Genomic DNA, 26,248 nt, shown 5'->3' on the forward strand with positions numbered 1-26,248 from the left:
ATCGCTATAATCATAATCAATAAAAAATTGACACTTTAGGGGAGGCACCCCAACTCAGGACATTGTTCCTTGGTTGGGGTGCCTCCTTTTTTTGTGTTCACAAAAAGGAGAGCAGGTATTGAAAAATTCAAGAAGACGATTGAAAAAACAAGCGGAGCAGATGTCAAAAGTGATGCTTGCGTTTGCGTTGTTATCTCCTCAGGCATGGATGTCGGACTGGAGCCATACCGCCACAGTAACGGCTGCAACAGTCGAGAATATCGCGGTAGTGTCTGATACATCGACATTGAAGGCCGTTCAATCCTCCAAAGTGAAAGTCGAGATGAACAGCGATGGGAAATACCGAATTGTACTATTACCAGGAACGAATGTATTTTACGGGGGCGACACCGGCAACGTGTCTACGATTATTGACCATAACGGCACCGCAATTAATTTCAAATCTCTGCCGCTGAATTATTATCGAATTAACAACAATGTGATCGAGATGTCCAGGTTAAAAGATAATGTAGAGTACATTTTGCGAGTATCCATCGTCAATGCGACATCCCAAGGTGGTTACATGAAGGTGGAACTGGAGGCGATCAATCGAAGTGGAGCAGCACTGAATCTGGGGGGAACCTTTTATTGGGATACAATGGTGAATGGAAATGACGCTTCTCCTTTTGAGGTTATTCAGAATGGATGGCGAAATTATAGCGGTGGCGTCCAGGTAACTGCTTTTTATGCCAACACATACAATGTCGTGAATGCTGACCGCATATTCATGGGACAGTATCAAAGCCCGGACAGCGCTCAGCTTACAGGAGGATCAGCGCCTTCAGCCTATACACCCGGACAGATCGTAAATGCAAGTGATACTGCTGCTCAATTCTGGTGGGATGCCAAATCAACAGGCAATCAGACGTCCCGAAAATTTTCAACAATTGTGGGCATTGGCCCGCAAAACGTTCCGCCTTCTTTTACATTAACAGCACCTGCTCCGGGTCAAACGTATTACAAAGGAGAACAGTTACAGATTTCAGGTACAACAAGGGATAACGACATAGGTGATCTGTTAACGGTAAAGTGGTCGATTGATGGAGGCCCTGAGAACGTTCTGACACAATTGACTGCATCTGGTTCGAACCAGCCTTTTAACACCATGTATACATTGCCTGACACGCTACCTGATGGGCCTCACTACTTACAAGTATGGGTTATGGACGATAAGGGCGGCGTATCTTCCGCGGGAACCGTTAACTTCTTGGTCAGAAGTTTTGTTGTACCCGGAACTCCGACGTATACCCTTGTGAATAATAATAACCTGACCGTGAACTGGGACAAAAGAGTTAATGATGCTTCCGTAACCTATGAACTGAAAAACATGACAACCAATCAGACCTACGATACAGGTACATTGAACAATAGACAGTTGACGGGTTTAACACCAAATACAAGTTATTCCTTTGCCGTGCGTGCGAAAAATTCAAGCGGTACTTATACGGGGTACTCTTCGGTATCTTCCAAGTACACCCTTGCGAATCCACCTACCGGGGCAGTTGCATCACAAATCGGTAATCATGTAACAGCCAGCTGGAACACAAGCGGCAACCCTGTCGGAACCAGATACAGAATTGAAATCCGCAATGCGAATGGACAAGTACTTCAATCATCAACAACGACTTCTACGGAGATGACTACCGCTTTAACAGGACTAGAGGATGGACGTTATGAACTGCATGTGGCAGCTTTGAATGCTGAAGACATTCAGACAACCTCAGTCTCGGCAGGACAGATTATTAAAGATACAACCGGACCATCCGCTCCATCCATTAACATCAGCCCTTCAACATGGACGAAAGATGAGGTTCTTGTTACGGTTGAAGCTGGGGTGGATCAATTAAGTGGTATACAGAAGACGGAAGTAAAGATCGGGCTTACAGGTGAATGGAAGGAATATAACGAGCCATTCACGATGGAAGACGAGGGAAGTATAACGATCAGGGCAAGAAGCGTAGATGCATTCGGCAACTTGGGTCAGGAAAGTAATGTGACTACAAAAATTGACAGGACAGCTCCGAAGCCGCCGATGATAGCCTTAAATCCTTCGGAATGGACAAAAGAATCGGTTGTCGTTACCTTGACGGAAGGCACGGATGAAGCAAGTGGTATCGCATTAACGCAATATAGAATTGGCGAGAGTACACCATGGATTGATTACAAAACACCGTTCATCCTGAATGAAGAGGGAGTAACCGAAATTTACGCACGGAGTATAGATCGGGCTTCGAATGTAAGTGCGTTAACGTCAACTGTTGCCCGAATTGATAAAACGGCACCTGAAAAACCTGTGATTCACTTAAGTGAAGCCGACTGGACCAGAGAGGATGTATCTTTTGTCATTACAAGTGGTGCGGATGAAGGTAGCGGGGCAAGCAAAACACAGTACCGATTAACGGAACATGGACCGTGGTTAGATTATTTAGGCGAAGTCACCATTCAATATGAAGGAGAAACAGTAGTCTATGCCCGTACATTTGATCGCGTGGGAAACGTGAGTACCTTGGCTCAAGCGACGACTCGTATTGACAAAACGGCTCCTTCAGAACCGGAGATTTCGCTAAGCGAAGCAGGATGGAGTAAAGAGGCTGTGCAGTTTACGATTGCTGGAAGTGTGGATGATCTAGCCATTACATATGAATATCGACTGAATAATGACGCCTATATGACCGGGAATAAAGGTACGGTCAATTCAGATGGAGCCACTGTAATCTATGCTCGGGCCAAGGACGCAGTTGGTAATGTGAGCAGCGAGGTCAGCAGGACGGTTTATGTGGATAAGACTCTACCGAATATTAGCTTTACTCCTGATGGAGGACCATGGACCGATGATAATGTTACAGCCACAATTCAATTTACGGATAGCCATTCGGGAATAGACGAATCGCAGCGTTTCTATCGGATCACAAGTCAGGCAGAAGCACCAGCCGATTGGTTCGATGCTCAGTCCGATCAACAGAATGTATCTATAACATCTGAGGGCACATGGTACATCCATGCCAAGACGACAGACAGAGCAGGCAATGCGGTTCAGACGACATCATCTCCCTATCGAATTCAACGGAAACCGAATCCACCGGCTCAAGTTCGAGTTACTGATCTAGGTGAAACTTCGGTAACACTCACAGCAGATTTACCAACAGGTGATACCTATACAGCAGGTTATCAATATGAAATCCAAAATAGAACAACCGGACAATCTTGGACATTGGACTATCCAAATAATAGTATTGTTGATGACTCCCTAAATGGAGGTCAAAGCTATGATTATGAAGTGAGGGTGAGAAATCACACGGGTGTTAGTGAGCCGAGAATTGTGAGTGTCTTAACCTTACCGCCATCTCCTGGTGAATTACGCATTCAAAAAGTGGATGCAGAGCCGACTCTCGCTAAAGTGTATTTCGATACTGTGCAAGGAGCCTCAGCGTATCAGGTGACGGCTGCTGATTCTGACGGAAGAATAATATTTGAACAAACGATTTCTGACCCGGAAAGTCTTTCATACATTAGCAATCTTACTCCCGGAATAGTTCATACGATATCGGTTACACCATTGAATGCAAGTGGCACTGGTACAAGTCGAGCGGCCGCATTTTTGACTCTGCCAGCTGCTCCAGGTGAGTTTACAGCGGTACAGATTCGTGAGCAGGACATCTCCATGACGTGGGAGTCCGTAACATCAGCCACGTATTATGCTCTTGCGCGTGATGGGAATGTAATCTACGAGGGAGAAGAAATCTCTTATCAGGATGTTGGACTTGAAAGTGGAACAGATTACAGTTATACCATTGTGGCAGAAAACGAGACAGGCCCTGGTCCTTACGCAAGCTTACCATCACTGAGAACGTTGCCTGCGCAAGTGACGGGTCTTCATGTCACGGACGCTTCTAATACAAGTCTGCATCTGAACTGGGAAGCCGTCCGAGGAGCAGAAACTTATGAAATATGGAGTAATGGAGAAAAAGTCAGTGATATTGCTGCTGACAAAAATGCATGGACGCTGACGAATCTGAATCCGGGATCGATGTACCAACTGGAAGTGCGGGCGGTGAACAGAAGTGGACATGGCGCTCGTAGTTCAGTAACCGGACTAACTATTCCTGAAAGCCCAATAGGACTTCACATTGAACAGATCTCGGAACATGGAGCCATGTTACGCTGGGATGGTGTGGCTGGAGCAGACAAATACCGTGTGACCATTCATGGAAAAATGTACGAGATTTCGGACACTCAACTTACGGTGAACCACCTGTCGAGCAGTAGTCAGTATACGTATGAAGTGCAAGCAGGAAATGCCGCGGGGTACAGTGAAGCGGCAACGAGTTCTCTCCTAACTCTTCCTGGCAAGCCGGAAGGATTACAGGTCAGTTTAACGGAAGAAACGGAGATTGGTATAAGTTGGCAAGTTGTTTCGACAGCAGAGATGTACATTATTATGATAAATGGTGCAGAGGTAGGCAGAACTGCTGAACTGGAGTACAGAGCCCAGGGATTGTTACCGGGTCAAGAATACACGTTGCAGGTACAAGCAGTAAACTCTGCGGGAGCTGGTGCAATAGCCGAGCTTGTGCGATTATCAAAGCCTTCTCGGCCAACGGGCATTGTAACGCAACCTGAAGTTCATGCTACCCGCTTGTCATGGTCTGCTGTACCGGGAGCTTCTGAATATGTCATATTACAAGAGGATAAGGAAGTATACAGAGGCATGGATACAGATGTCGTAATTACGGGGCTTGAAGCTGGGCTCGGGCATCAATATAGTTTATATGCGGTCAACAGGCAGTCCTCCCATTCTGAGGCAGCGGAAATATCGTTTCTAACTTTGCCAGTAAAACCAAAGATGGTGGATGTACGTGACATCACCGAGACAGGACTTTCTCTGGATTTTACACATACGGGTGTACATGGAGCCGATCAATATATTATTGAACGTAATGGGCGAGAAGTAACACGTTTGGATGCAAGCGAAACTCAGTTTGTAGACGAACATTTGAAACCGGGCACAGCGTACACTTACGCTATTCGAGCAGTGAATGCGAGTGGTGCAGGTGATCCTTTAACGATCAGAACGATGACACAAACGCAACCGCTAACAGCTGACACAATAGAAGTGGTCCCTGGAACCTATTCACAGAGCATAAGCTGGGAAGCAGTCACGGGAGCCGTTGTCTATGAGATTCGAAACCAGAATACAGGTGAGATTACAAGTGTTTCTGAACCTTATGCGCATCTCGTAAGTATGGAAGATGGCACGGTGTATCGATTAGAAATTGTGGCGGTAAATGAGCAGGGGCAGCGCTCCAAACCTGTTGAGATTGAAACGTTAACGAAACCAGCAGCGCCACAGACTGCGAGCGTGGATCAGTTCACAGATAAGCAAGTCAAGCTGGATTTATCTGAAATTTCAGTTCGAGGTGTGGAGCAATTTATCATTCAGCGAGATGGGGTTGAGATTGCCAGAATTTCCGCAGATCAGAAGCAGTTTGAAGACCTCGAACTCGTACCTGGAGAACGTTATACCTACTCGATTCACACATTGAATTTAGCAGGCGAGAGCGAAATCGGGTTTAAGCTTGATGTCAGGACCTTGCCGGCAACGATGGATGAAGTTCTAATAGCACAAGAGATTGGGGAAGAGAATGCGTTACTGGTCTGGCCGAGAGTACAAGGTGCAGAAGGTTATAGTGTTCTGATAGATGATCAGGAATTCACAAGAATTGAGGATGCGAATAGTACAGAGGTCCAGTTAACGGATCTGGGAAGTGCGGGCTTGTACGACAAGATCAAAGTCATTCCATTTAATACAGCGGGAAAAGGTGCCGCGATTTCGGTTGCCCCATTTTATACATTACCTTGCATTTATTCGCTTGAAATGAATGTTTTTCCAGAGTCTGACCATATCAAGCTGGAGTGGAACTTCGCTTATCCTAATGAAACGTTTATTGTGGTAATGGATGGGGCCGAACGATATCGGGGACGGAATCAAGAGTATGTGCTCGATGGACTGGAAGCGGGTAAGCAATACCAGCTTGAAGTGTATACGGAAAATGGCGAGCAGACAGCATCCAATACAAGAAACTACTCTCTTTTAACCAAACCGGCTGTCCCTGTAAAAGCAGGTTATGAAGCTACCGAGAATAAGGTGCATATTCTATTGGAAGAAGCGCGTGCAACTGGTGCGGATCAGTTTTTGATCGAAAGGGATGGTGTGGAAATCGCCCGGATCAATGCCGATGAGACAAGGTATGAAGATACGGGGCTTAAGCCAGGAACCCGATACAGTTATTTTATAAGAACCATCAACGCTTCGGGTACAAGTGATGACGGATATGCTCTACAAGCGGTGACTTTGCCTAGTAAGTTAGCTGCATCTCCAGTTGTACAGGATCGTTCGGTTTCAGGGGCTACGTTGGTTTGGGAGCCTGCGTCCGGTGCAGAAGGTTACCTTATTTATCGAAATGAAGAAGTAGTCGGAACAACATCAGAAACTTCAATGCAAGTTACCGGATTGATCAGCTCTGCAAAATATGATGAGTTTAGTATTGTTCCTTATAATGAGGCTGGCGAAGGAGAGGGCATGAAGGTTCCGGAGTTTGAAACGCTGCCTTCGGTACTTGAATCCATTTCAGCTATTTCGCAAGGGCCTGATCAAATCTTGCTTGCGTGGACTTTAGATACCAAAAATGAGATGGTTGTCATTGCGTATAACGGTCAGGAAATTTATCGTGGCAAAGAACGGCGTTATGTCTGGAACGGGTTGAACGCACAACAACATTACGAGGTTTCAGCGTGGACGGAAAATAAGGCTGGGGAGGCTAGTGAGAAGAAAACGGCAGTAGCTGTGACTGCATCATATCCAGCAGTTTCGTCAAGTGGTGGAAGTGCCGGTAATGTCACCAACACAAGTCACGTAAAGGATCGTCAACAGGATCAGGATGGAGACCCTAGGGTTAAGGACGAAGATAAGGATGTATCCCATATTCAACAGGGGGAAACGAAAAATCACCATGTTGCTTTTGTAGATATAAGCCAAACGTTTAATAAAGATCAGATTACTTGGCTTGCGGAGCACAACATCATACAGGGAGTGAGCCCAACGCGCTACGAACCACGCCGCCCCATAACACGTGCTGAATTTACAGCTCTTATTGTGCGCTTAATGAATCTGGATATCTCGTTAAAAAGAGCACATGGTTTTCAAGATGTGCAAGATACAGATTGGTTTGCACCGGAGATCAGTACAGCGGTTGAGTACGATGTCGTACAAGGCATGGGAAACGGAAAGTTTGCTCCACATGCTCTGGTAACACGGGAGCAAGCCTCCAAAATTATCGCCAATGTGGTTCGTCAGATTAGAAGTGAGCCGATGACCTCACATAAGACATTTACCGATCAAGTCGATGTTTCCGACTGGGCCAAAGCAGAGGTCGAGGAACTGGCGGGCATCTATATGATTAATGGATACGAGGACGGCAGCTTTCGGCCATTACAAGCTTTAAACAGAGCTGAAGCTGCTGCGTTAATTTTCCGCTTGAACAAGATGATGCAGGTCATTGCCAGTAGTACAGATTCCCTTTGAATCCGTTTTAATGCTATTATTGTTTTAATGTTACTATATATAAGTTGGATTAATAATTACACTAAATATCTTTGTTCAACTTATATAAGTTGCCAATAAGACAAAAAAGGGTAATGAACTATGGTGATGAAAAATGAATAATAAATTTATCCGAATATATGAAGATATTGCTGAGCGTATTCGGAATGGAGACATTGAGGCAGGCACATTGCTTCAATCAGAACTGGATTTATCGGAACGGTATCAAACATCCAGAGAAACCATACGGAAAGCACTGAAAATGCTGTATGAAGAAGGTTTTATCCAGAAGATTCAAGGTAAGGGTTCGATTGTGCTGGACATACGCAAAATAGATTTCCCCGTTTCAGGTCTGGTTAGCTTCAAGGAACTGGCGCAAAAGATGGGACACCGCGCCCAAACGGTTGTTAAGCTGTTTGAGGAACAAATGGTAGATCAGGCGCTTAGCCAAAAGACCAGATTTAGTCTCAATGAACAAGTCTGGCAGATCAATCGTGTTCGCAAAGTAGACGGCGAACAGGTTATTCTGGATAAAGATTACATCAGCCAGCGTTTAGTTCCAGGGTTGAACGAGGACATCTGTAATGACTCCATCTATGAGTATATTGAACAGACACTTGGACTGTCGATATCGTATGCCAAAAAAGAAATTTTGGTAGAGGAGCCGACGGTTGAGGATCGGGAACTGCTGGATCTTGAAGGTTTTCACAATGTTGTTGTTGTGAGAAGCCAGGTGTATCTTGAAGATACCAGCCAGTTCCAGTTTACGGAGTCCCGGCATCGACCTGACAAGTTTACATTTGTAGACTTTGCAAGGCGCAAGTAAGTAGGTTTCAGGTCAGTCAACAAGTAAAGAGTATCCAATCACTGTAGTCAGATGTGATCGGGTACTCTTTTTTTTGCTATGGCATCCTGTTCATAATCCGAAGACGTGCATACAGTCCGCTAAAGATTTCATGAATGGAATGCAGCTAAAGTTGAAGTCATTTTCATTCTTTGTATATTTCTGTTTTCTTTGATAAAGTTTTTGTTTTCAAAACAAAACAAAGATGATAAACTCGAATTAGGAAGAAAACAAACATTATCGGAGGGGAACAAATGGTACAGAGTTTATGGAATGCAGCGCAGGCATCAGAGAAAACAACAGGGCTTGACCAGTTAGTTTATCGCTCCAATCTGATCGGAACGGATCGCCGGGTATGCAATATTTATGGCGGCAATACGTCTACCAAAACAACAGTAAAGGATTTCCGTGGTCGTGATGTCGAAGTGATGTATGTGAAGGGGAGCGGCTCGGATCTCGGCTCCATGGAAGCGAGGCATTTTACCGGACTGGCGCTGGAGGATATCGGCCCATTGATGGAACGTGCTTCCATGTCAGATGAAGAGATGGTGGAGTACCTCGGGCATTGCATGATTGATGCGAAACATCCGCGAGCTTCGATTGAAACGTTGTTACATGCATTTCTTCCGTACAAACATGTGGATCATACTCACCCGGATGCGATTATCAGCCTCTGCTGCGCAGATAACGGGAAAGAGTTGGCGCGTGAAATATACGGGGATCGTTTTGTATGGGTTCCTTATGTGCGCCCGGGTTTTACACTCTCCAAAATGATTGCTGAAAGCGTATCCGCGAATCCGAATGCCGAGCTAGTGCTCATGGAGAAGCACGGTCTGGTGACTTGGGGAGAAACCTCCGAGGAATGTTACGCGCAGACGATCAAGATCATTAATGAAGCGGAAGCATTCATCGAGGCACGTGTTAATGAAGCTAATCTCTTTGGCGGTGTAAAACACCAAGCACTTCCTGCTGAAGTTCGTCGTCAGATTGCTGCTCGTGTGATGCCTGTTATTCGCGGGGCCGTGTCGGATAGTAAAAAAATGATTTTGTCCTTTGACGATCAGGAGGATGTACTTGCATTTGCAGGTGGAGCAGATTCTCCTCAGTTGTCACAGGTTGGTGCGGCTTGTCCAGATCATCTGGTACATACCAAAGTGGTGCCTCTGTTTATTGACTGGACGCCGAATGCGGATGATATTGACGGACTGAAAGCGAAGCTTGCGGAAGGGATCGCCGCGTACAAAGAGCAATACAAGCAATATTTTGAAGACAACAAAAACGAAGGCGATGTGATGTTCGAAGCAGCTCCTCGCGTTATCCTCATTCCTGGCGTAGGTATGATCAATACAGGCAAAAGCTGGGCGTTGTCACAAGTCAGCGGAGCGTTGTACCATCGGGCGATTGCAGTTATGCGCGGAGCGACAAGCCTCGGTAAATTCGTTTCGCTCAGTGCGAATGAATCTTACAATGTGGAATACTGGCCGCTGGAGTTATATAAATTGTCGCTGGCCCCTGCAGAAACGGAGTTTTCTCGCAAAGTAGCCTTTATTACCGGCGGTGCAGGCGGTATCGGTAGTGAAACAGCACGCAGACTCGTTTCGGAAGGCGCACATGTTGTGCTTGCAGATTTGAATTTGGAAGGCGCACAGAAGGTTGCACTGGAAATTAACGATCAATACGGTGCCAATCGTGCATTTGCACTCAAGATGGATGTGACAGACGAAGACGCGGTACAGGCGGCCTATGCGGAAACGGCTCTGCAATACGGTGGTGTGGATATCATCGTTAACAATGCCGGTCTAGCTACATCCAGTCCATTTGACGAAACTTCATTGAAGGAATGGAATCTGAATATGAGCGTGCTGGGCACCGGTTATTTCCTGGTTGCTCGAGAAGCATTCAAATTAATGAAAGAGCAGGCCATCGGCGGAAGTATGGTCTTCATCGGATCGAAAAACTCGGTATATGCGGGTAAAAGTGCTTCTGCTTACAGCTCGGCGAAGGCACTCGAAGCCCATCTGGCTCGCTGCATAGCAGCGGAAGGTGGCGAATATGGTATTCGTGTCAACACCATTTTGCCTGATGCTATTCTGCAAGGTTCAGCCATTTGGAACGGGTCATGGAGAAACGAACGTGCGGCAGCATATGGTATTGAGCCGGATCAGCTGGAAGAATATTACCGTAAACGCACAACACTGCTTGTGAATATCTATCCGAGAGATATCGCAGAAGGCATCGCCTTCTTTGCTTCATCCAAATCAGAGAAAACGACAGGTTGTATGCTGACCATTGATGGTGGTGTACCGGCAGCATTCACACGTTAAAGGAGGTTTGACGGATGCAAAATCAGGTAGAACAGGCATATGAAGCAGCGAAGGCTTTATATGCACAACATGGCATCGATACAGATGATGTGCTGAGTAAGCTGGCGAACATTAAAGTATCCGTGCATTGCTGGCAAGGAGACGATGTCAAAGGTTTTTTGAACCAGGAAGGTGAACTGACGGGCGGCATATCCGTTACGGGTCAATATCCTGGGGCAGCAACGACTCCTGCCGAGCTTCGTGCCGACTTGGAGCAGGCTTTTGCACTTATTCCCGGTAAACATAAAGTCAATTTGCACGCGATCTATGCGGATACAGACGAACAAGTAGAACTGGATCAGATCGAACCGAGGCATTACGAAAATTGGGTGACTTGGGCGAAAGAGCACGGACTGGGACTGGACTTCAACCCAACGTGTTTCTCCCATGAAAAATCAAGTGACGGGTTCACACTCAGTCATCCTGATCCGGAGATCCGAAAGTTCTGGATTGATCACTGTAAAGCTTCACGGCGAATTGGTGCGTATTTCGGCGAACAATTGGGTCAAACCTGTGTAACCAATGTATGGGTACCCGATGGATTTAAGGATAACCCAGTAGATCGGATGTCTCCCCGCAAACGTCTGAAGGAATCACTGGACGAAGTGTTTGCGGAACCGCTCAATCCAAAGCATAATCTGGATGCGGTTGAGAGCAAGCTGTTTGGCCTTGGCTCAGAAGCATACGTTGTAGGGTCACATGAGTTTTATATGGGATATGGTTTGCAAAATGATACTTTAATCTGCCTGGATGCCGGCCATTTTCATCCAACGGAAGTGATTTCGGGAAAACTGTCTTCCTTGGCGTTATTCACGAGCGGTATCTTGCTTCACGTCAGCCGCCCGATGCGCTGGGATAGCGACCATGTCGTTATTATGGATGATGAATTGCTTGAAATTGCCCGTGAATTGGTGCGGCATGAGCTGCTGGACACAACACATATCGGACTGGACTTCTTTGACGCCAGCATCAACCGTGTAGCGGCATGGGTTGTTGGTACACGCAATACAATCAAAGCCCTTCTGCGAGCTATGCTTGAACCGTTGGATATGTTGAAGCAGGCGGAGTTGGAGGGAGATTATACGACACGCCTGGCTTTGACGGAGGAATTCAAATCCTATCCGTTTGGGGCAGTGTGGGACTATTATTGTTCCCAGCAAGGTGTTCCTGTTCGTGAGCAGTGGATCAAGGAAGTTAAATCCTATGAGCAAAATATAATTCAATCAAGGTAAAATACTAGGAAACTCGGTTATACGATTGAAGTAAAAGCCTTTTTGAAAGATGGCAGCAAAAATCAAGATGAAAGCTGAAATAGAATAGCTGGCTAGTAATCCTAGCCAGCTAAATTCAAAAATGTATTAATAAGGTTCTGGGCAAGCCTTATGCGGAAGCGGGCAAGTCCATTGAGGACCTACTGGTTCAGAAGGTGCAGCTGAGATCAGCGAGGACATAGATAGAGTTAAGACAGCAATCAATCCAAGTAGAGACAATTTCTTTTTTATATTTTCACCCCCTTATTTTGTAATTATTATATCATTTATGGGATAAAAAAGTAATATATTGGTATTTTAAAAGATGGTGATTCTGTGAATGAGCCACGTCGGAATGAAAGTTCCGCACGTGGTTTTTTGACGTATAGCCACTTTAGTGCATAACCAAGGCGATTCCTTCCATACTAGGGATACAGAAGAAATACAGTGAAGCACTATGTTGAGGAGGATGAAGGGATTTTGAAGTTTGCTCATAACAGATTGTATATTGCTGCACTTGGCGGCGTGAATGAAATCGGGAAAAATATGTATTTGATCCAGTACAATCAAGACATCATTGTGATTGATTGTGGTTCCAAGTTCCCTGATGAAACGATGCCAGGAATTGATCTTATCGTGCCGGATATAACATACCTGCTCGAAAATCAGGATAAGGTGAAGGCTCTTGTTGTTACCCATGGTCATGAAGATCATATTGGCGGAATTCCGTATCTTTTAAAACAAATCAACATTCCAGTCTATGCTTCCAGGCTGACTCGTGGACTGATCGAGCTAAAATTGAGGGAGCACAACTTGCTGCGCCAGTCCGATCTGCACACGATTGACGCAAACTCTCAGATCACGCTGGGAAGTATTGACGTTTCTTTTTTTGCAACGAGTCACAGCATCCCGGACTGTCTGGGGATTTTCTTTCAAACGCCAGCAGGCAACGTGGTGCATACGGGAGACTTTAAATTTGACATGTCCCCTGTAAATGGTCCTTTCCCTGACTTACATCGCATGGCCGAAATCGGAAAACAGGGGGTGCATATGCTGCTTTCGGAGAGTACGAATGCTGAAAGACCAGGGTTTACACCTTCGGAACGTGTTGTCGGCGATCATATTCTGGATGCTTTTATTCGTGCGAAGCAAAAAGTGTTTATCTCTACCTTCGCATCCAATATCAGCAGAGTGCAACAGATCGTTAACGCCGCTTTTCAGACCGGACGTAAGCTTGCACTGCTTGGACGAAGCATGATTAACGTTGTAAATGTGGCAAGTGAACTCGGGTATCTTGACGTTCCCGACGGATTGTTAATTGAGGCCGCTGATTCAGGTCAGTTTCCGCGCGAGCAGGTGGTTGTGTTATGTACCGGAAGCCAGGGGGAGGCGATGGCTGCCTTGTCCCGGCTTGCTGCAGGCAAACATCCTCAAGTTAGTATTGAATCGGGAGATACCGTCATCATTGCAGCAGGAGCTATACCCGGTAACGAAAGAAATCTTGCTCATGTCATCGACAACCTGTATGTGCTGGGTGCACGAGTCATCTATGGCTCCAGCGGAGCAGCAGGTATGCATGTATCAGGTCACGGTAGTCAGGAAGAGTTGAAGCTGATGCTTACTCTGATGAAACCGGATTATCTGGTTCCGATTCACGGTGAATTCCGGATGTTGTATCAGCACAGATTGCTTGCTGAATCAGTCGGCATTGAGCAGAGTCATGTGTTTATCGTCAATAACGGAGATATGGTGGAATACAAAGAAGGCATTGCTTCATTAGGTCCCAAAATTCCTTCGGGCAACAGCTTGGTTGACGGATTGATTATCGGTGATGTAGGCAATATCGTGCTTCGAGATCGCAGGCAACTGTCGTCGGATGGTATGCTGGTTATTGTAACCACGCTAAGCAAAACAGAAAAACAAATGGTTGCCTCCCCGGAGATTATCTCCCGAGGTTTTGTCTTTGTGAAGGATTCGGAACAATTCATGAGTGAAATTCATGAACGGGTGGTCAAGCGAATGGATGAATTAACGGGCGCTGGTGTAAATCAGTGGAATGTGATGAAACGTAAGCTAAAGGACGAGATTGGTCATTACATTTATGCACAAACGAAGCGGCGTCCGATGATTTTACCGATTATTATCGAGGTTTGAACGGAATGTCTGCAAGCAAAACAGAAGACCATTCTTGCCTCATGTATTTAGACTTATGTGTTTACAAAACGACTTTGCCAAGTTCGGTTCAATTGCTTAGTAGCACACGGCGCTGTGAGCTTCTGCGTGAACCGGGCTTTTTTTTCTGTGTCATTCTTGCTCGTATTCGCTGAGGTTCGCGATTCGCGGTATAATACATAAATGAATGATTTATAAATAACTTAGGCTAATTATTTACACAGAAACGGAGAGGACAGAGGAGTTTTTTATGAACAAAAATATTTCGGATATCGCTCAAATGGCAGGCGTGGCGAAGAGTACCGTGTCCCGTTATTTGAATGGCGGCTCGGTCAGCGAGGATACCCGTCAGAAGATTGAGCGTATTATTAAACAATATAATTATGTTCCAAATACCTTCGCACAGAGTCTCAAAGCGAAAAAGACGAGCATTATTGGCACAGTTGTTCCACGGCTGGATTCTTATGCGACCTCCCAAACGTTGATCGGTATTGACGAGGAGTTGCGAGGGCTTCAATATCAGATGCTCATAGCGAATACGAGCCAGGATATGCAGCGTGAGATCGATGCAATTTATGATTTTGCCAGACAAAAGGTGTCCGGGATCATTCTGCTCGCTGCTGAAATAACGGAGGCACACTTGAAAGCTATCGAGGACATCCGGATTCCGGTATTACTAGTGGGACAGCAACATGAGTCACTGCATTGTCTGATTCATAATGACGACCAAGCTGGCTATATCATGGGAAAATATGTGGTTGATCAGGGGCACCGAGATATCGTGTTCATGGGTGTGAGTGAGAAGGATCAGGCTGTAGGTATTCATCGTAAACAAGGGTTTAAACGCGCGATTGATGAGTGTAGCGATTGTAATGTCAGATATTATGAAACAAGCTTCAAAATGTCTGAAGCCGTGATTACAGCCGAGGAGATTCTGCAACAAAACAGACCAACCGTGATCGTTGCAGCGACAGATAATATTGCGATGGGTGTGATGAAAACAGCTTCCTTCCAAAAAGTTCGAATTCCCAAGCAATTATCAGTGACAGGGTTTGGTGGGTATGATATTACGGAGATGATTCATCCAACGCTGACGACGGTAAAATATGATTATTTACAAGCAGGCAAGCTTGCCGCGAGCCACATTAGCCAGCTGGTAGAAGGGGAGCGTGTGAGGAAGCAGACCATTCTGGATGTTGAACTTATTCTCCGAGAAAGCGTTGACAAAATATAAATTGATCCTTTATGATAATTCCATCGAACCGGTTCCACTCTTGTTTTTAATTTGAGAATGAGGACTTGGGCAAGCAACGATTGTTGTATGGAATTATTTTTTTGTTTGGTTTGGAACCGGTTCCTCTTCTGCAAGACTTCTGATTTTTGCATCATGATTGGAGATTGATATGACGTATGAAAATGACAAGAGAGCAGCTCTACCGACGGATTGAGCAAGCTGAGCCTGGAGAGATTGCCAAGCTGGAAGCTCAGATCGCTACATGCTCCTGGAGACAAAGTTATCATATTCAGCCGGTGACGGGTCTGCTCAATGACCCTAACGGCTTTTCCTATTATCAAGGTTATTATCATCTGTTCTATCAGTGGTTTCCTCTTGGAACAGAGCATGGCATGAAATATTGGTTTCATACCCGCTCGAACAATTTGGTGAACTGGGAGAATGTTGGCATCGCCATTGAACCCGGAAGTGCTTATGACTCCCATGGAGCGTATTCCGGAAGTGCGATTGAAAAAGACGGTAAATTAAACCTGATCTACACAGGCAATACACGGGATGAGAACTGGATCAGACACCCCTATCAGTGTTTGGCGATCATGGATGAGGAGAATGTAGTCACCAAATTCGATCATCCTGTTATTTCTGATGTACCGGCCGGATATACCGAGCATTTCCGAGATCCCAAGGTGTGGCAGTACGATGATGTTTATTATTGTGTCATTGGAGCCCAGCGAACGGATGAGACAGGATGCACGGTGCTGTATCGCTCGGCAGATTTGAAACATTGGCAGTTTCTTGGTGAGATCATGACAACACTGCCTTCTTTTGGTTACATGTGGGAATGCCCAGACTATCTGGAGATGGAGGGTCAGGGTATATTGATCTTCTCACCGCAAGGCATTCAGGCGGAAGCAGAACGATACCACAACATTTATCAATCCGGTTATCTCATCGGCGAACCTCTGAATCTGGAGACGAGAGAATTCAAACATGGGGAGTTTCACGAATTGGATCGAGGCTTTGATTTTTATGCGCCGCAGACGATGGATTCACCGGACGGAAGACGCATTTTAGTCGCGTGGATGGGACTTCCTGATCTGGCGTATCCCACAGATGACAGCGGATGGGCTCATTGTTTAACGATTCCGCGTCAACTATCAACTCAAGGTGGCAAGCTTATTCAGCAGCCGGTTCCGGAAATGGCGCAGCTACGCGGGGGACAACAAGGTATCCAAGCTCAGAGTACGATTAACAATGAGAACCGATCTTTTGCAGGATTTAATGGCATCGCTTACGAACTCGAATGTGAGATAAGTCAGAACGATGCAAACCTTGTTGGCATTGAGTTTCGGGCGAGTGATGCGGAGAAAACGATCGTTCAGTATCATCGACTGGATCGCAAACTAATACTGGATCGCAGTCTTTCTGGTGCAGCACTGTCGGAAGCCAATGGTACGATTCGCTCCTGTAATTTGGATGTGGATTCAGAAATAGAAGTGCACAATGTAATCAAATTGCGTATGTTCGTGGATTCATCCTCGGTCGAGATATTTGTCAACGATGGGCAGGAAGTCTTCACCAGCCGGATCTTCCCAAGTCGGGACAGTGCAGGTATTCGTTTTTTTGCACACGGTGGCAAGGCAAACTTCAAAATGGTCATTTGGAAGTATGAAATGGAATGAGAGAGGAATGAGACAGCATGTCGGATAATCAACGTATCGCCCAAGAGGTCATTCAGGCCGTTGGGGGAAAAGACAATATCGCCTCCTTTGCACACTGTGCAACACGTCTTCGCATTATGGTGAAGGATAAAGAACAGATTGATCAGAAACAAGTCGAAAACATCGACAAGGTGAAGGGTGCCTTTTTCAACTCGGGACAATATCAAATTATTTTCGGCACAGGTACCGTCAACCGAATCTTTGAAGAAGTTGAGAAGCTGGGGATTGAAGGCACATCGAAAGAAGAAGTAAAGAGTCAGGGGAAAAAGGAAGGCAATGCATTTCAGCGGGCAGTTCGTACGTTTGGTGATGTCTTCGTTCCGATTATTCCTGTGCTCGTGGCAACAGGCCTGTTCATGGGGCTGCGCGGACTGCTTACGCAAAATGAAATTTTGGCATGGTTCGGTGCAACGCCTGATGATATTTCGCCAAACTTTCTGTTGTTCACGCAGATTTTAACGGATACGGCTTTTGCGTTCCTGCCTGCGCTTGTCGCCTGGTCCGCATTCCGCGTATTCGGCGGGAGCCCGGTGCTCGGGATTGTACTTGGTCTGATGCTGGTGAATCCAGCGCTACCGAATGCTTATGCTGTAGCTGATGGCTCGGCGCAACCCTTGCATATGTTCGGGTTTATCCCCGTCGTAGGGTATCAGGGTTCGGTACTGCCTGCCTTTTTTGTAGGTTTACTCGGTGCAAAGTTTGAAAAGGTACTGCGCAGACGTGTGCCTGAGGCACTGGATCTGATTCTGACTCCATTTATTACGTTAACGGTTATGATTACGCTAGGACTATTCGCCATTGGCCCAGTATTTCACTCGCTTGAAGAATGGGTGCTGCACGGCACAACGGCTGTACTCGATCTGCCTTACGGAATCGCGGGCGTTATTATTGGTTTCTTCCATCAGATCATCGTGGTTACGGGTGTACATCATATTTTCAACTTTCTGGAGATTCAATTACTGGAGAAAACGGGTTTTAATCCGTTTAATGCGATTATTACATGTGCGATGGCTGCACAGGGAGCGGCATGTCTTGCCGTGGGTTTGAAAACCAAAAATATGAAGCTCAAAGCACTTGCGCTTCCTTCATCGTTATCCGCATTCCTTGGTATCACGGAACCAGCGATCTTTGGTGTGAACCTGCGTTACATGAAACCGTTTGTGATGGGTCTGGTTGGGGGTGCAGTTGGTGGTTTCATCGCTTCGCTCTTTCATCTGCAAGGTACGGGGATGGCTGTGACGGTCATTCCGGGAACACTTCTGTATCTGAATAGTCAATTGCCTTTGTACATCTTGTCCAACGTAACGGCAATGGGGATCGCTTTTGCACTGACCTGGTTCTTCGGTTATAAAGATCAACCCGCTGAGGCGACTTCCGGCAATAGTTCCTCTGTTGATACAACAACTGCGGCTTCTGCGTCATCAGTATCGGAAGCAGCGTCGACACAGGTAACGACTGCGTCAACAGCATCCGCATCAGTTAGCGCAACATCTCGCTCAAAAGTGAAACTTCTGGAGATCGCATCCCCGATCCATGGTACAGTCGTTGAACTGGAGCAGGTACCTGATCCGGCATTTGCGGAAAAACATATGGGCGAAGGCATCGCGATTGAACCTTCCGAAGGCAAAGTATATGCTCCGTTTGATGGTGTTGTTGCCCATGTAATGGATAAGAGTAAACATGCTGTCATTTTGGAGCACGAGACAGGAGTTCAGCTTCTAGTTCATATTGGTATCAATACGGTTGGATTGAAAGGCAAAGGTTTTGTAACCCATGTAAAAAGTGGGGATGCTGTAGTTGCCGGGCAACTACTCATTGAATTTGATATGGATACCCTCGAGGAGGCGGGACTACCGCTGATTACTCCTGTACTAATCCCAAGCGGTAACGAAGCGATTGCTTCTGTGAGAACGATATCAAGGGGTATTGTGCAAGCAAACGGGAAAAAAGTGCTGACGGTAGAGTTTACGGAGCCACAATAAGTAAATGTCACGTAAAACAATGTAACCGTTACATCAGCATGAGAACATTCTAAGCAGAATTTAAAATAACAATTTCAATCCGTTCAATATAAAAAAATAAGAGGAAACTACAAAAATAAGGGAAACCGGGTGGAGATATACCCATGGGTTTCCCTTTTCTTTGATTATTATAATCCAGCGTTTCGTTTGAGCCGTTCTGCAATCTGTAGAAAGTCCTCTGGGGATATACCTGGAGCGAACTCCTCGGGCAGGTCGGGAAGTTCGGGAATGGGCCCGCCATATCCAGGCAAGCCCGCATAGGCCTCCAGTTTGCCGCCGTCTGGGTGTACTCCTTTCCAAATCTGGGCAATCTGCTGATAATCCTTGTCACTGAACGTGTACAATCGCCGCTGTTCACCGATCGCTTCCCATTTGCGGGTGGTCTCAAACGCTTTGTTATCGAGAGAGGGGATGGGGATCAGCTTGGTTACATCTACACCTGTTGCTATCTCCAGCGCTTTGGCATAAGCCAGAATATGCACACCGCCCCGTACAAGCAGGTAACCTGTCATTTCACGAGCCGTATTGTTGTCGGTCATTTCATAAACTCTCATCTTATGTGTTCTTGCTCCACATTCCAGAAAGAAGTTATGCAGCAGATCTAAAATCAGGTTACCACTACTAAAGACATACGAGCCATTCCAGGGTCTTCCCATGGAATCATAGGGCAGTGCCGTCTGCGCGGATTCTATAAAATGTGAAGTCATACGTAAATCCTTGGCTATGCGAAGCGGTGTGGAGTCTGGTTCGCCAGGTGACGTCGAGCCTTCGAGCATCAAATTAATCGTGTTTGCGACAAGTTCGACATGACCGAATTCTTCAGCCGTAATACTGGCGACGATGTCATAGAAGGGACGTAGCTTGGATCTGCCTCTGAAGTTAAACGACTGATACATGTAATTGTTCAGCGTTGACATCTCGCCATATTTTCCACCGAGTAATTCCTGTACCGCACTGGCGCCATTCGGGTCCGGATTATTCGATATAGGCAGTTCAATAGCAAGACGATCTACACGTTTAAACATATCAATTCCTCCTCAATCCTCATTACCGTAAAGGTATGAAGGTTGACTTGTACGTTATGCAACCTTTTGTCGTATCTAAGAGAGTGAGAAGAAAGACGAATAAAAAAACGTTCTGTCAGAGCACATGCTCTGGACAGAACGTTTGTGGATAAAGAGCAGATCAGGAGGAGCTACCTGTAACCTGAGTTCCATTCTTTGTAATAGTATAGTCAATCACAGCACCACTCCAAAAGTGGAACTTGAGATGGATTTTGCCATCTTTCGTTTCGTTAAAAAAGTTAGGCTTCAGCTCAATAATGTTGCGTTCATAATCCGGGCTGAACGTATAGGCAAATTCTTTATAAGATGTCCAGTTCTGAGGGCCGGCATTTTCTCCGTTCTCATAGGTTGCCTCCATAGTGGCGAGTTGATCGCCATTAAAATCGACTGGAATAGAAAAAGCACTGGTTGTACCCTTCGCATCAATGGGCACAGGTGTGTTGTATTGGATAATATTCAGCTTCCAGTCTGCACCTTCGCTGAACCCGGCTGTAAGTGTGGCATTTACGCCGAGCTTATCTTCAGCAGTTAACCGGTAGAGAAGACCGGATTTTAACGTGAGGACACCTTTTCGAATCGTGTAATCTTTCCCTCTAACCAGTGGAGTCGTGCCGTTTTTCAACGAATAGAACCGATTTCCATTGAATTGCAGAGCTATTTTCACATCCTTAACGAGTTCATGTTGTTTAAGATAAACTTGATCGGTTTCTGCCGTGGAGGAACGGCCATTCCAGCTAGCCCGGATCATATCAAACAGCTGTTGATCCGACCAGGTAAAGCTGGTACGTCCAAAGTGTTGTCCATTGTCCCAGAGCATGGTTGTCATTTCTTTTTGACGCGAGTAATGTCCAACGAATTCAAAAAACTTTAATTTTTCACCTTGTTCAATCACACCTGTATGCTGATCAAACCCGAGCAAACCATACTCACCGATGATGACTGGAATGCCTTTGGCTGTGAAGGCGTCATATACGCGGTCGAACGTATCGGTAACATCCATTTGCACTTCGGCGTTGAATTTGGTGAATCCCGCGATGTTCACGCTGAAAGGCCAGAAGCCGTAATAATGTACGGTAGCAATGAGATTGGGATCATCTAGTTTCTGGATCGTCTGATTCAACGCATCCAGGTCGGGTTGAGCGGATGAAGTATGCATGGTAGGCAGTACAAGTGGGCGAGTCTCGTTGTTTCCGCCAGACGATCTTACGATATGATGAAAAGAAGTGTTCAACGTATCCAGCATGCGGTATCCAGTAGCTGCATCGGTTGTGCCGCCTTCGGTGAAGCGGGGTTCATTGACACTTTCAAACATCAGCTTATCGGGAGCATCTTTGAACTTGTTTGCAATCTGAGTCCATATGGCATTGTAGCGCGCAAGAACATGATCATAGTCTTTCTCCATGGTACTGATCCAGCGCCAGGAATCATGGTGGAGATTAATCATGACGTAGAGGTCTGCATCAAGTGCCCAGCCGACAACTTCCTGAACTCGATTTATGTAAGCGGTATTGATGGTGTATTCAGGTTTGTCACCAATGTGTGCTTCCCAGGTAACGGGGATACGGATGCTTTTGTATCCTTGATCGGCAATGGATTGTATCAGTTCTTTCGTAATGCGTGGATTACCCCAAGCGGTCTCATCATCCCCGACAGCATCCAGCGAGTTGCCGAGGTTCCAGCCGGGTTGCATCGCGTTAACATAGGTTTGCATTTTACTTACAGTTACAGGGGCTTCTTTACTGGCTGATTCGAGGCTGTCTGTAGCGGCAGAAGCCATAGCGGCGGAGAACAATGACAGAACCAAGGCGGCCGCCACCGTGAATGAGAGGATGGACTTTCGTTTTTTTCGCATCAATAACATCTCCTTTTTGAATTGGATTGATTGTGCTCAAATGTTGAAAGCGTTTTCTGAACAGTAAATATATCACAGGATACAGGAAGGAAATACCATCACAATTAGAATAAAATTCATTCGGAAATTAGGGTGTGTCTGAAAACGCTGAAGAAAGCAGATTTTGCTGAATTTTCGTTCCAAGAAGGGAGTTTTCTGCAGGCGTGCCGGGGCTAGTCAAGGGAAACTGACGCAGCAGGGGGCGAAAAGGCGGTAAAAGATGCACTTCAGTAGGATTTCAAGACACGCCCTAGTGCTTATCTGCTGCATTTGATTTATATTTAATTGACTGGTATTACACTTGAAACTAAGAACTAACGTGGATAACATAGGAGGGCACATCACATGAAACTCGATGCACATCAACATTTCTGGAATTATAACATCCGTGATTATGGATGGATCGGTGAAGAGATGAGCGTGATTCAGCGTTCCTTTTTGCCGGAAGACTTGCAGCCAATCCTCAAGGAATCCGGCGTATCAGGCTGTGTAGCTGTGCAGGCCCGGCAAAGTCTTGAAGAAACGAATTGGTTACTCGAACTTGCGGACAAGCACGAATTTATTAAAGGCGTTGTGGGCTGGGTAGATCTGTGCTCTGAGGAAGCTTCATCTCAACTGGAAAAGGTTGCGGCTAACCCTTGGCTGAAGGGAGTTCGTCATGTCATACAAGACGAGCCGGATGTTAAGTTTGTGCTGCGTGAAGACTTTCAACAAGGCATTGCCCTGCTGGAGCAGTATAATCTGGCCTATGATTTGCTCGTATCGAAGGAGCAACTTCCGTATGCTGTTGAGTTGGTTCAAAAGTTTCCACAGCAGCGTTTTGTCATTGATCATCTGGCTAAACCTGATATTAAAGCAGGTGTTGTATCTCCTTGGAAGGATGCAATGGAAGCGATGGCATCCTGTTCTAATGTCTATTGCAAATTGTCTGGTATGGTCACCGAAGCAGATTGGAATAAGTGGACACAGGAAGATTTCGCCCCTTATCTGGATACGGTACTTCGAGCGTTTGGATCAGAGCGAGTGATGTATGGCTCGGACTGGCCTGTATGCACCGTAGCGGGTACATATGCTGAGGTGTTTAATCTGTTGCAAACACATGTTCAAAGCTTGCCAGAAGCGGAGCAAAAGCTGATTTTGGGTGATAACTGTGCGGCATTTTATAACTTGTGATGATCTGGGAATTAGCGTTTGTATAATTCAAAAATGACCTGTAATTGGCCGTAAATAATCCATAAGGGATATGTTAATGACTCGTTCTCGTTGACATATTTCCTGTTTCTTGGTAATGTTTTACCTAATCCGCATAATGTTTTCTGGGAATGTTACCGAATAAGGGCATAACCTGAGCTGGCTTGTGACACACACTAGGTGTGTACAGGCTGGTTCGGGTTTTTTCTATTTTCTTAGTCGCAGACCTGGAAGGCCTTACAGGGGCGGATCATTTGAACTACATATTTGAAAGGAGAATACGAATGACAACATTTAAATTTCCTGAAAACTTTCTGTGGGGTGGAGCGATTGCAGCCAACCAGGCAGAAGGAGCATATCTTGAAGGTGGCAAAGGACTGAGCATTGTTGACCTGCTGCCAACAGGAGAAAACCGGAGAAGCATTATGAAAGGGAACGTTCCGGCGTTCACACCACTAGCCAGTGAGTTTTATCCATCACATGAAGCAATTGACTTCTACCATAGATACCCGCAAGATATCGCTCTTTTTGCCGAAATGGGGTTCAAAGCGTTACGTGTGTCGATCGCTTGGGCACGCATTTTCCCAACCGGTGAAGATGCAGAGCCGAATGAAGCGGGCTTGCAATTTTACGATGATTTGTTCGATGAACTCTTGAAACATGGCATCGAGCCGGTGGTAACGCTAGCTCACTTCGATGTACCTGTACATCTGATCGAGCAATATGGAAGCTGGAGAAGCCGCAAGCTGGTGGAATTGTTTGAAACCTACGCTATAACGGTATTTACCCGTTATAAAGATAAAGTGAAATACTGGATGACGTTCAACGAGATTAATATGCTTCTTCATCTACCTTTCCTTGGAGCCGGACTGGCGTTTAACGAAGGCGACAATATCAAAGAAATTCAATATCAAGCGGCACACCACCAACTCGTTGCAAGTGCGCTTGCCGTTAAAGCTTGCCATAAGATTATCCCTGATGCCATGATTGGCTGCATGCTCGCAGCAGGTAGCTTCTACCCTTACACGTGTAACCCGGAAGATGTATTCCAGGGCATGGAGAAGGACAGAGAGTCCTATTTCTTCATCGACGTGCAATCACGCGGGGAGTACCCGGGTTATGCCAAACGTTTCTTCAAGGATCACAACTTGAACATTGTGATGGAGCCGCAGGATGAAGACATTTTGCGAAATCACACGGTAGACTATATCGGATTTAGCTATTATTCCAGTCGGACAACCAGTACAGACCCTGAAGTAAACAAAAATATGACAAGCGGCAACGTGTTTGGCTCCATAGCCAATCCATACCTGGCCAAATCGGAGTGGGGATGGACGGTTGATCCCAAAGGTTTCCGGATTACGGCAAACCAGCTACATGACCGTTATCAGAAACCGCTGTTTGTGGTCGAGAATGGCTTTGGTGCACACGATGAAGTTACTCCTGAGGGTGAAGTGGATGATTCGTACCGAATTGATTATCTGAAACGCCATGTGGCGGAGATGGGCGAAGCCATTCAGGATGGTTGCAACATCATTGGTTATACCAGCTGGGGGCCGATCGACATCGTTAGTGCATCTTCGGGCGAGATGAGAAAGCGTTACGGTTATATCTATGTGGATCGTGACAATGAAGGCAAGGGCGAATTGACTCGTATCAAAAAGAAAAGCTTCGAATGGTATAAAAATGTTATCGCATCCGGCGGAACAGATCTGGGAGACAAGTAGTTTCAGGGTTTATTCGAAAATACCTGCTTCCAAACATCAGAAGTTGCATGAATTCATGTAACTTCCTGATGTCTGCTCCTTGAAAGCGTTGACATCTAACGCAGTTCACGCTATACTTGACGCAAATATATCATTTCTGGGATTGTTACTACATCACACGTAGGCAAAACCTGAGCACTCAAAAAGCAGACTGCCACGTCTCGTTTATTTTGTGATGCTCCAGGTTTTTTTTGTATGCCCATAATTGGATATATCACTGCGACTAGAGAGTGGAACGTGACCGGGGGGATTGAAGTGAAAATAGCAAAGGTTATCAACAATAACGTCATTAGCATCTATCAGGCCGACGGGGCAGAGCTTGTGGTGATGGGACGTGGGATTGCCTTTAAGAAAAAGCCGGGAGATAAAGTAGATGAGACCCGGATTCAGAAAGTATTTGCCTTGAAAAACAAACAGACCTCCGATAATTTCAAAACATTGCTGCGCGAAGTTCCAATGGAACTTGTTGAAATTGTGGAGGAAATGATTGCCCATGCCCGCGATAATCTGGGGCGTAAATTGAACGAGAACATTTATGTCTCGCTTACAGATCATATTCATTTTGCCATCGAGCGTTACCATGAGGGGATTGAGATTAAAAACGCATTGATGTGGGAGATCAAGCAGCTATACAAAGTTGAATTCGGGCTGGGACTGCGTACGCTGGAGCAGATCAACAGCCGGATGAACATTGAACTTCCTCCGGATGAAGCCGCGTTTATTGCGCTGCATTTGGTGAATGCTGAAATGAACGAAGAAGTCATTACAACGATGAATATTACGAAGTTTATCCAGCAGATTATTAATATCGCCAAGTATCATTTCAAAATGGAGTTTGATGAGGATTCTCTCAGTTACTTCCGTTTTATTACACATCTTAAGTTTTTCTCCCAGCGAGTGCTTAGCGGGACGCATTACGATAATAATTATGATCACTTTTACGACATGATTAAGGAGAAACATCCCGAAGCAGCAGCATGTGTAGAGAAAATCGCATTGTTTGTCAAAAAAGAATATGATCACGAACTCACCAATGAGGAAAAGTTATATCTCACGGTGCATATCGAACGTGTCGTGAACCGTTAACATTTT

At 45.7% G+C, this 26,248-nt stretch carries 13 protein-coding genes; 11 read left to right on the top strand and 2 right to left on the bottom strand.

Annotated features, from left to right (window positions below):
- Nucleotides 1-118: 118 nt before the first annotated feature.
- The 8 genes from AC1VYS_RS13360 (at nt 119) to AC1VYS_RS13395 (ending at nt 19,205) form a co-directional block, all read left to right on the top strand.
- Nucleotides 119-7,621, top strand: coding sequence for a fibronectin type III domain-containing protein (locus AC1VYS_RS13360; RefSeq protein ID WP_482914653.1), 7,503 nt, complete (start codon nt 119-121; stop codon nt 7,619-7,621).
- 133 nt (nt 7,622-7,754) lie between these two features.
- Nucleotides 7,755-8,465 (top strand): trehalose operon repressor, encoded by a 711-nt coding sequence (gene treR, locus AC1VYS_RS13365; protein ID WP_482914654.1) that lies wholly within the window; start codon nt 7,755-7,757, stop codon nt 8,463-8,465.
- A gap of 272 nt (nt 8,466-8,737) precedes the next feature.
- Nucleotides 8,738-10,807, top strand: coding sequence for a bifunctional aldolase/short-chain dehydrogenase (locus AC1VYS_RS13370; protein WP_482914655.1), 2,070 nt, complete (start codon nt 8,738-8,740; stop codon nt 10,805-10,807).
- A gap of 14 nt (nt 10,808-10,821) precedes the next feature.
- Complete coding sequence (rhaA, locus tag AC1VYS_RS13375; RefSeq protein WP_482914656.1) at nt 10,822-12,078, top strand: L-rhamnose isomerase; 1,257 nt, start codon at nt 10,822-10,824, stop codon at nt 12,076-12,078.
- 498 nt (nt 12,079-12,576) lie between these two features.
- Nucleotides 12,577-14,250 (top strand): ribonuclease J, encoded by a 1,674-nt coding sequence (locus AC1VYS_RS13380; protein ID WP_482914657.1) that lies wholly within the window; start codon nt 12,577-12,579, stop codon nt 14,248-14,250.
- 268 nt (nt 14,251-14,518) lie between these two features.
- Entirely contained in the window at nt 14,519-15,502 is a 984-nt protein-coding gene (locus tag AC1VYS_RS13385) for a LacI family DNA-binding transcriptional regulator (RefSeq protein WP_482914658.1), read from the top strand.
- 176 nt (nt 15,503-15,678) lie between these two features.
- The gene (locus AC1VYS_RS13390; RefSeq protein ID WP_482914659.1) at nt 15,679-17,184 is read left to right on the top strand and encodes a glycoside hydrolase family 32 protein; all 1,506 of its coding nucleotides are present in this window, start codon (nt 15,679-15,681) and stop codon (nt 17,182-17,184) included.
- 17 nt (nt 17,185-17,201) lie between these two features.
- Nucleotides 17,202-19,205: a sucrose-specific PTS transporter subunit IIBC gene (locus AC1VYS_RS13395; protein WP_482914660.1), complete on the top strand. Its 2,004-nt coding sequence runs from the start codon at nt 17,202-17,204 to the stop codon at nt 19,203-19,205.
- A 167-nt stretch (nt 19,206-19,372) separates the two neighbouring features.
- Here AC1VYS_RS13395 and AC1VYS_RS13400 read toward each other — a convergent pair whose 3' ends face one another.
- Both AC1VYS_RS13400 and AC1VYS_RS13405 read right to left on the bottom strand, forming a co-directional pair.
- The gene (locus AC1VYS_RS13400; RefSeq protein ID WP_482914661.1) at nt 19,373-20,269 is read right to left on the bottom strand and encodes a manganese catalase family protein; all 897 of its coding nucleotides are present in this window, start codon (nt 20,267-20,269) and stop codon (nt 19,373-19,375) included.
- Between the two features lie 160 nt (nt 20,270-20,429).
- Nucleotides 20,430-22,163, bottom strand: a complete 1,734-nt coding sequence (locus AC1VYS_RS13405; RefSeq protein WP_482914662.1) for a cellulase family glycosylhydrolase — start codon at nt 22,161-22,163, stop codon at nt 20,430-20,432.
- 381 nt (nt 22,164-22,544) lie between these two features.
- Here AC1VYS_RS13405 and AC1VYS_RS13410 point away from each other — a divergent pair, with 381 nt between their 5' ends.
- From AC1VYS_RS13410 to licT, 3 genes are all read left to right on the top strand, one after another.
- Entirely contained in the window at nt 22,545-23,372 is an 828-nt protein-coding gene (locus AC1VYS_RS13410; RefSeq protein WP_482914663.1) for an amidohydrolase family protein, read from the top strand.
- A 302-nt stretch (nt 23,373-23,674) separates the two neighbouring features.
- Nucleotides 23,675-25,117, top strand: coding sequence for a 6-phospho-beta-glucosidase (locus tag AC1VYS_RS13415; RefSeq protein ID WP_482914664.1), 1,443 nt, complete (start codon nt 23,675-23,677; stop codon nt 25,115-25,117).
- 294 nt (nt 25,118-25,411) lie between these two features.
- Nucleotides 25,412-26,242 carry a BglG family transcription antiterminator LicT gene (gene licT, locus AC1VYS_RS13420; RefSeq protein WP_482914665.1) on the top strand — a complete coding sequence of 277 codons (831 nt, stop codon included), beginning with the start codon at nt 25,412-25,414 and terminating at the stop codon, nt 26,240-26,242.
- The last annotated feature ends 6 nt before the right edge of the window (nt 26,243-26,248 follow it).

The sequence above is a fragment of the Paenibacillus sp. G34 genome, from assembly GCF_056856875.1.

Coding starts and splice junctions, on each gene's coding strand:
- treR (WP_482914654.1), top strand. CDS start 7,755: ATGAATAATAAATTTATCCGAATATATGAAGATATTGCTGAGCGTATT.
- AC1VYS_RS13370 (WP_482914655.1), top strand. CDS start 8,738: ATGGTACAGAGTTTATGGAATGCAGCGCAGGCATCAGAGAAAACAACA.
- rhaA (WP_482914656.1), top strand. CDS start 10,822: ATGCAAAATCAGGTAGAACAGGCATATGAAGCAGCGAAGGCTTTATAT.
- AC1VYS_RS13385 (WP_482914658.1), top strand. CDS start 14,519: ATGAACAAAAATATTTCGGATATCGCTCAAATGGCAGGCGTGGCGAAG.
- AC1VYS_RS13390 (WP_482914659.1), top strand. CDS start 15,679: ATGAAAATGACAAGAGAGCAGCTCTACCGACGGATTGAGCAAGCTGAG.
- AC1VYS_RS13395 (WP_482914660.1), top strand. CDS start 17,202: ATGTCGGATAATCAACGTATCGCCCAAGAGGTCATTCAGGCCGTTGGG.
- AC1VYS_RS13400 (WP_482914661.1), bottom strand. CDS start 20,269: ATGTTTAAACGTGTAGATCGTCTTGCTATTGAACTGCCTATATCGAAT.
- AC1VYS_RS13410 (WP_482914663.1), top strand. CDS start 22,545: ATGAAACTCGATGCACATCAACATTTCTGGAATTATAACATCCGTGAT.
- AC1VYS_RS13415 (WP_482914664.1), top strand. CDS start 23,675: ATGACAACATTTAAATTTCCTGAAAACTTTCTGTGGGGTGGAGCGATT.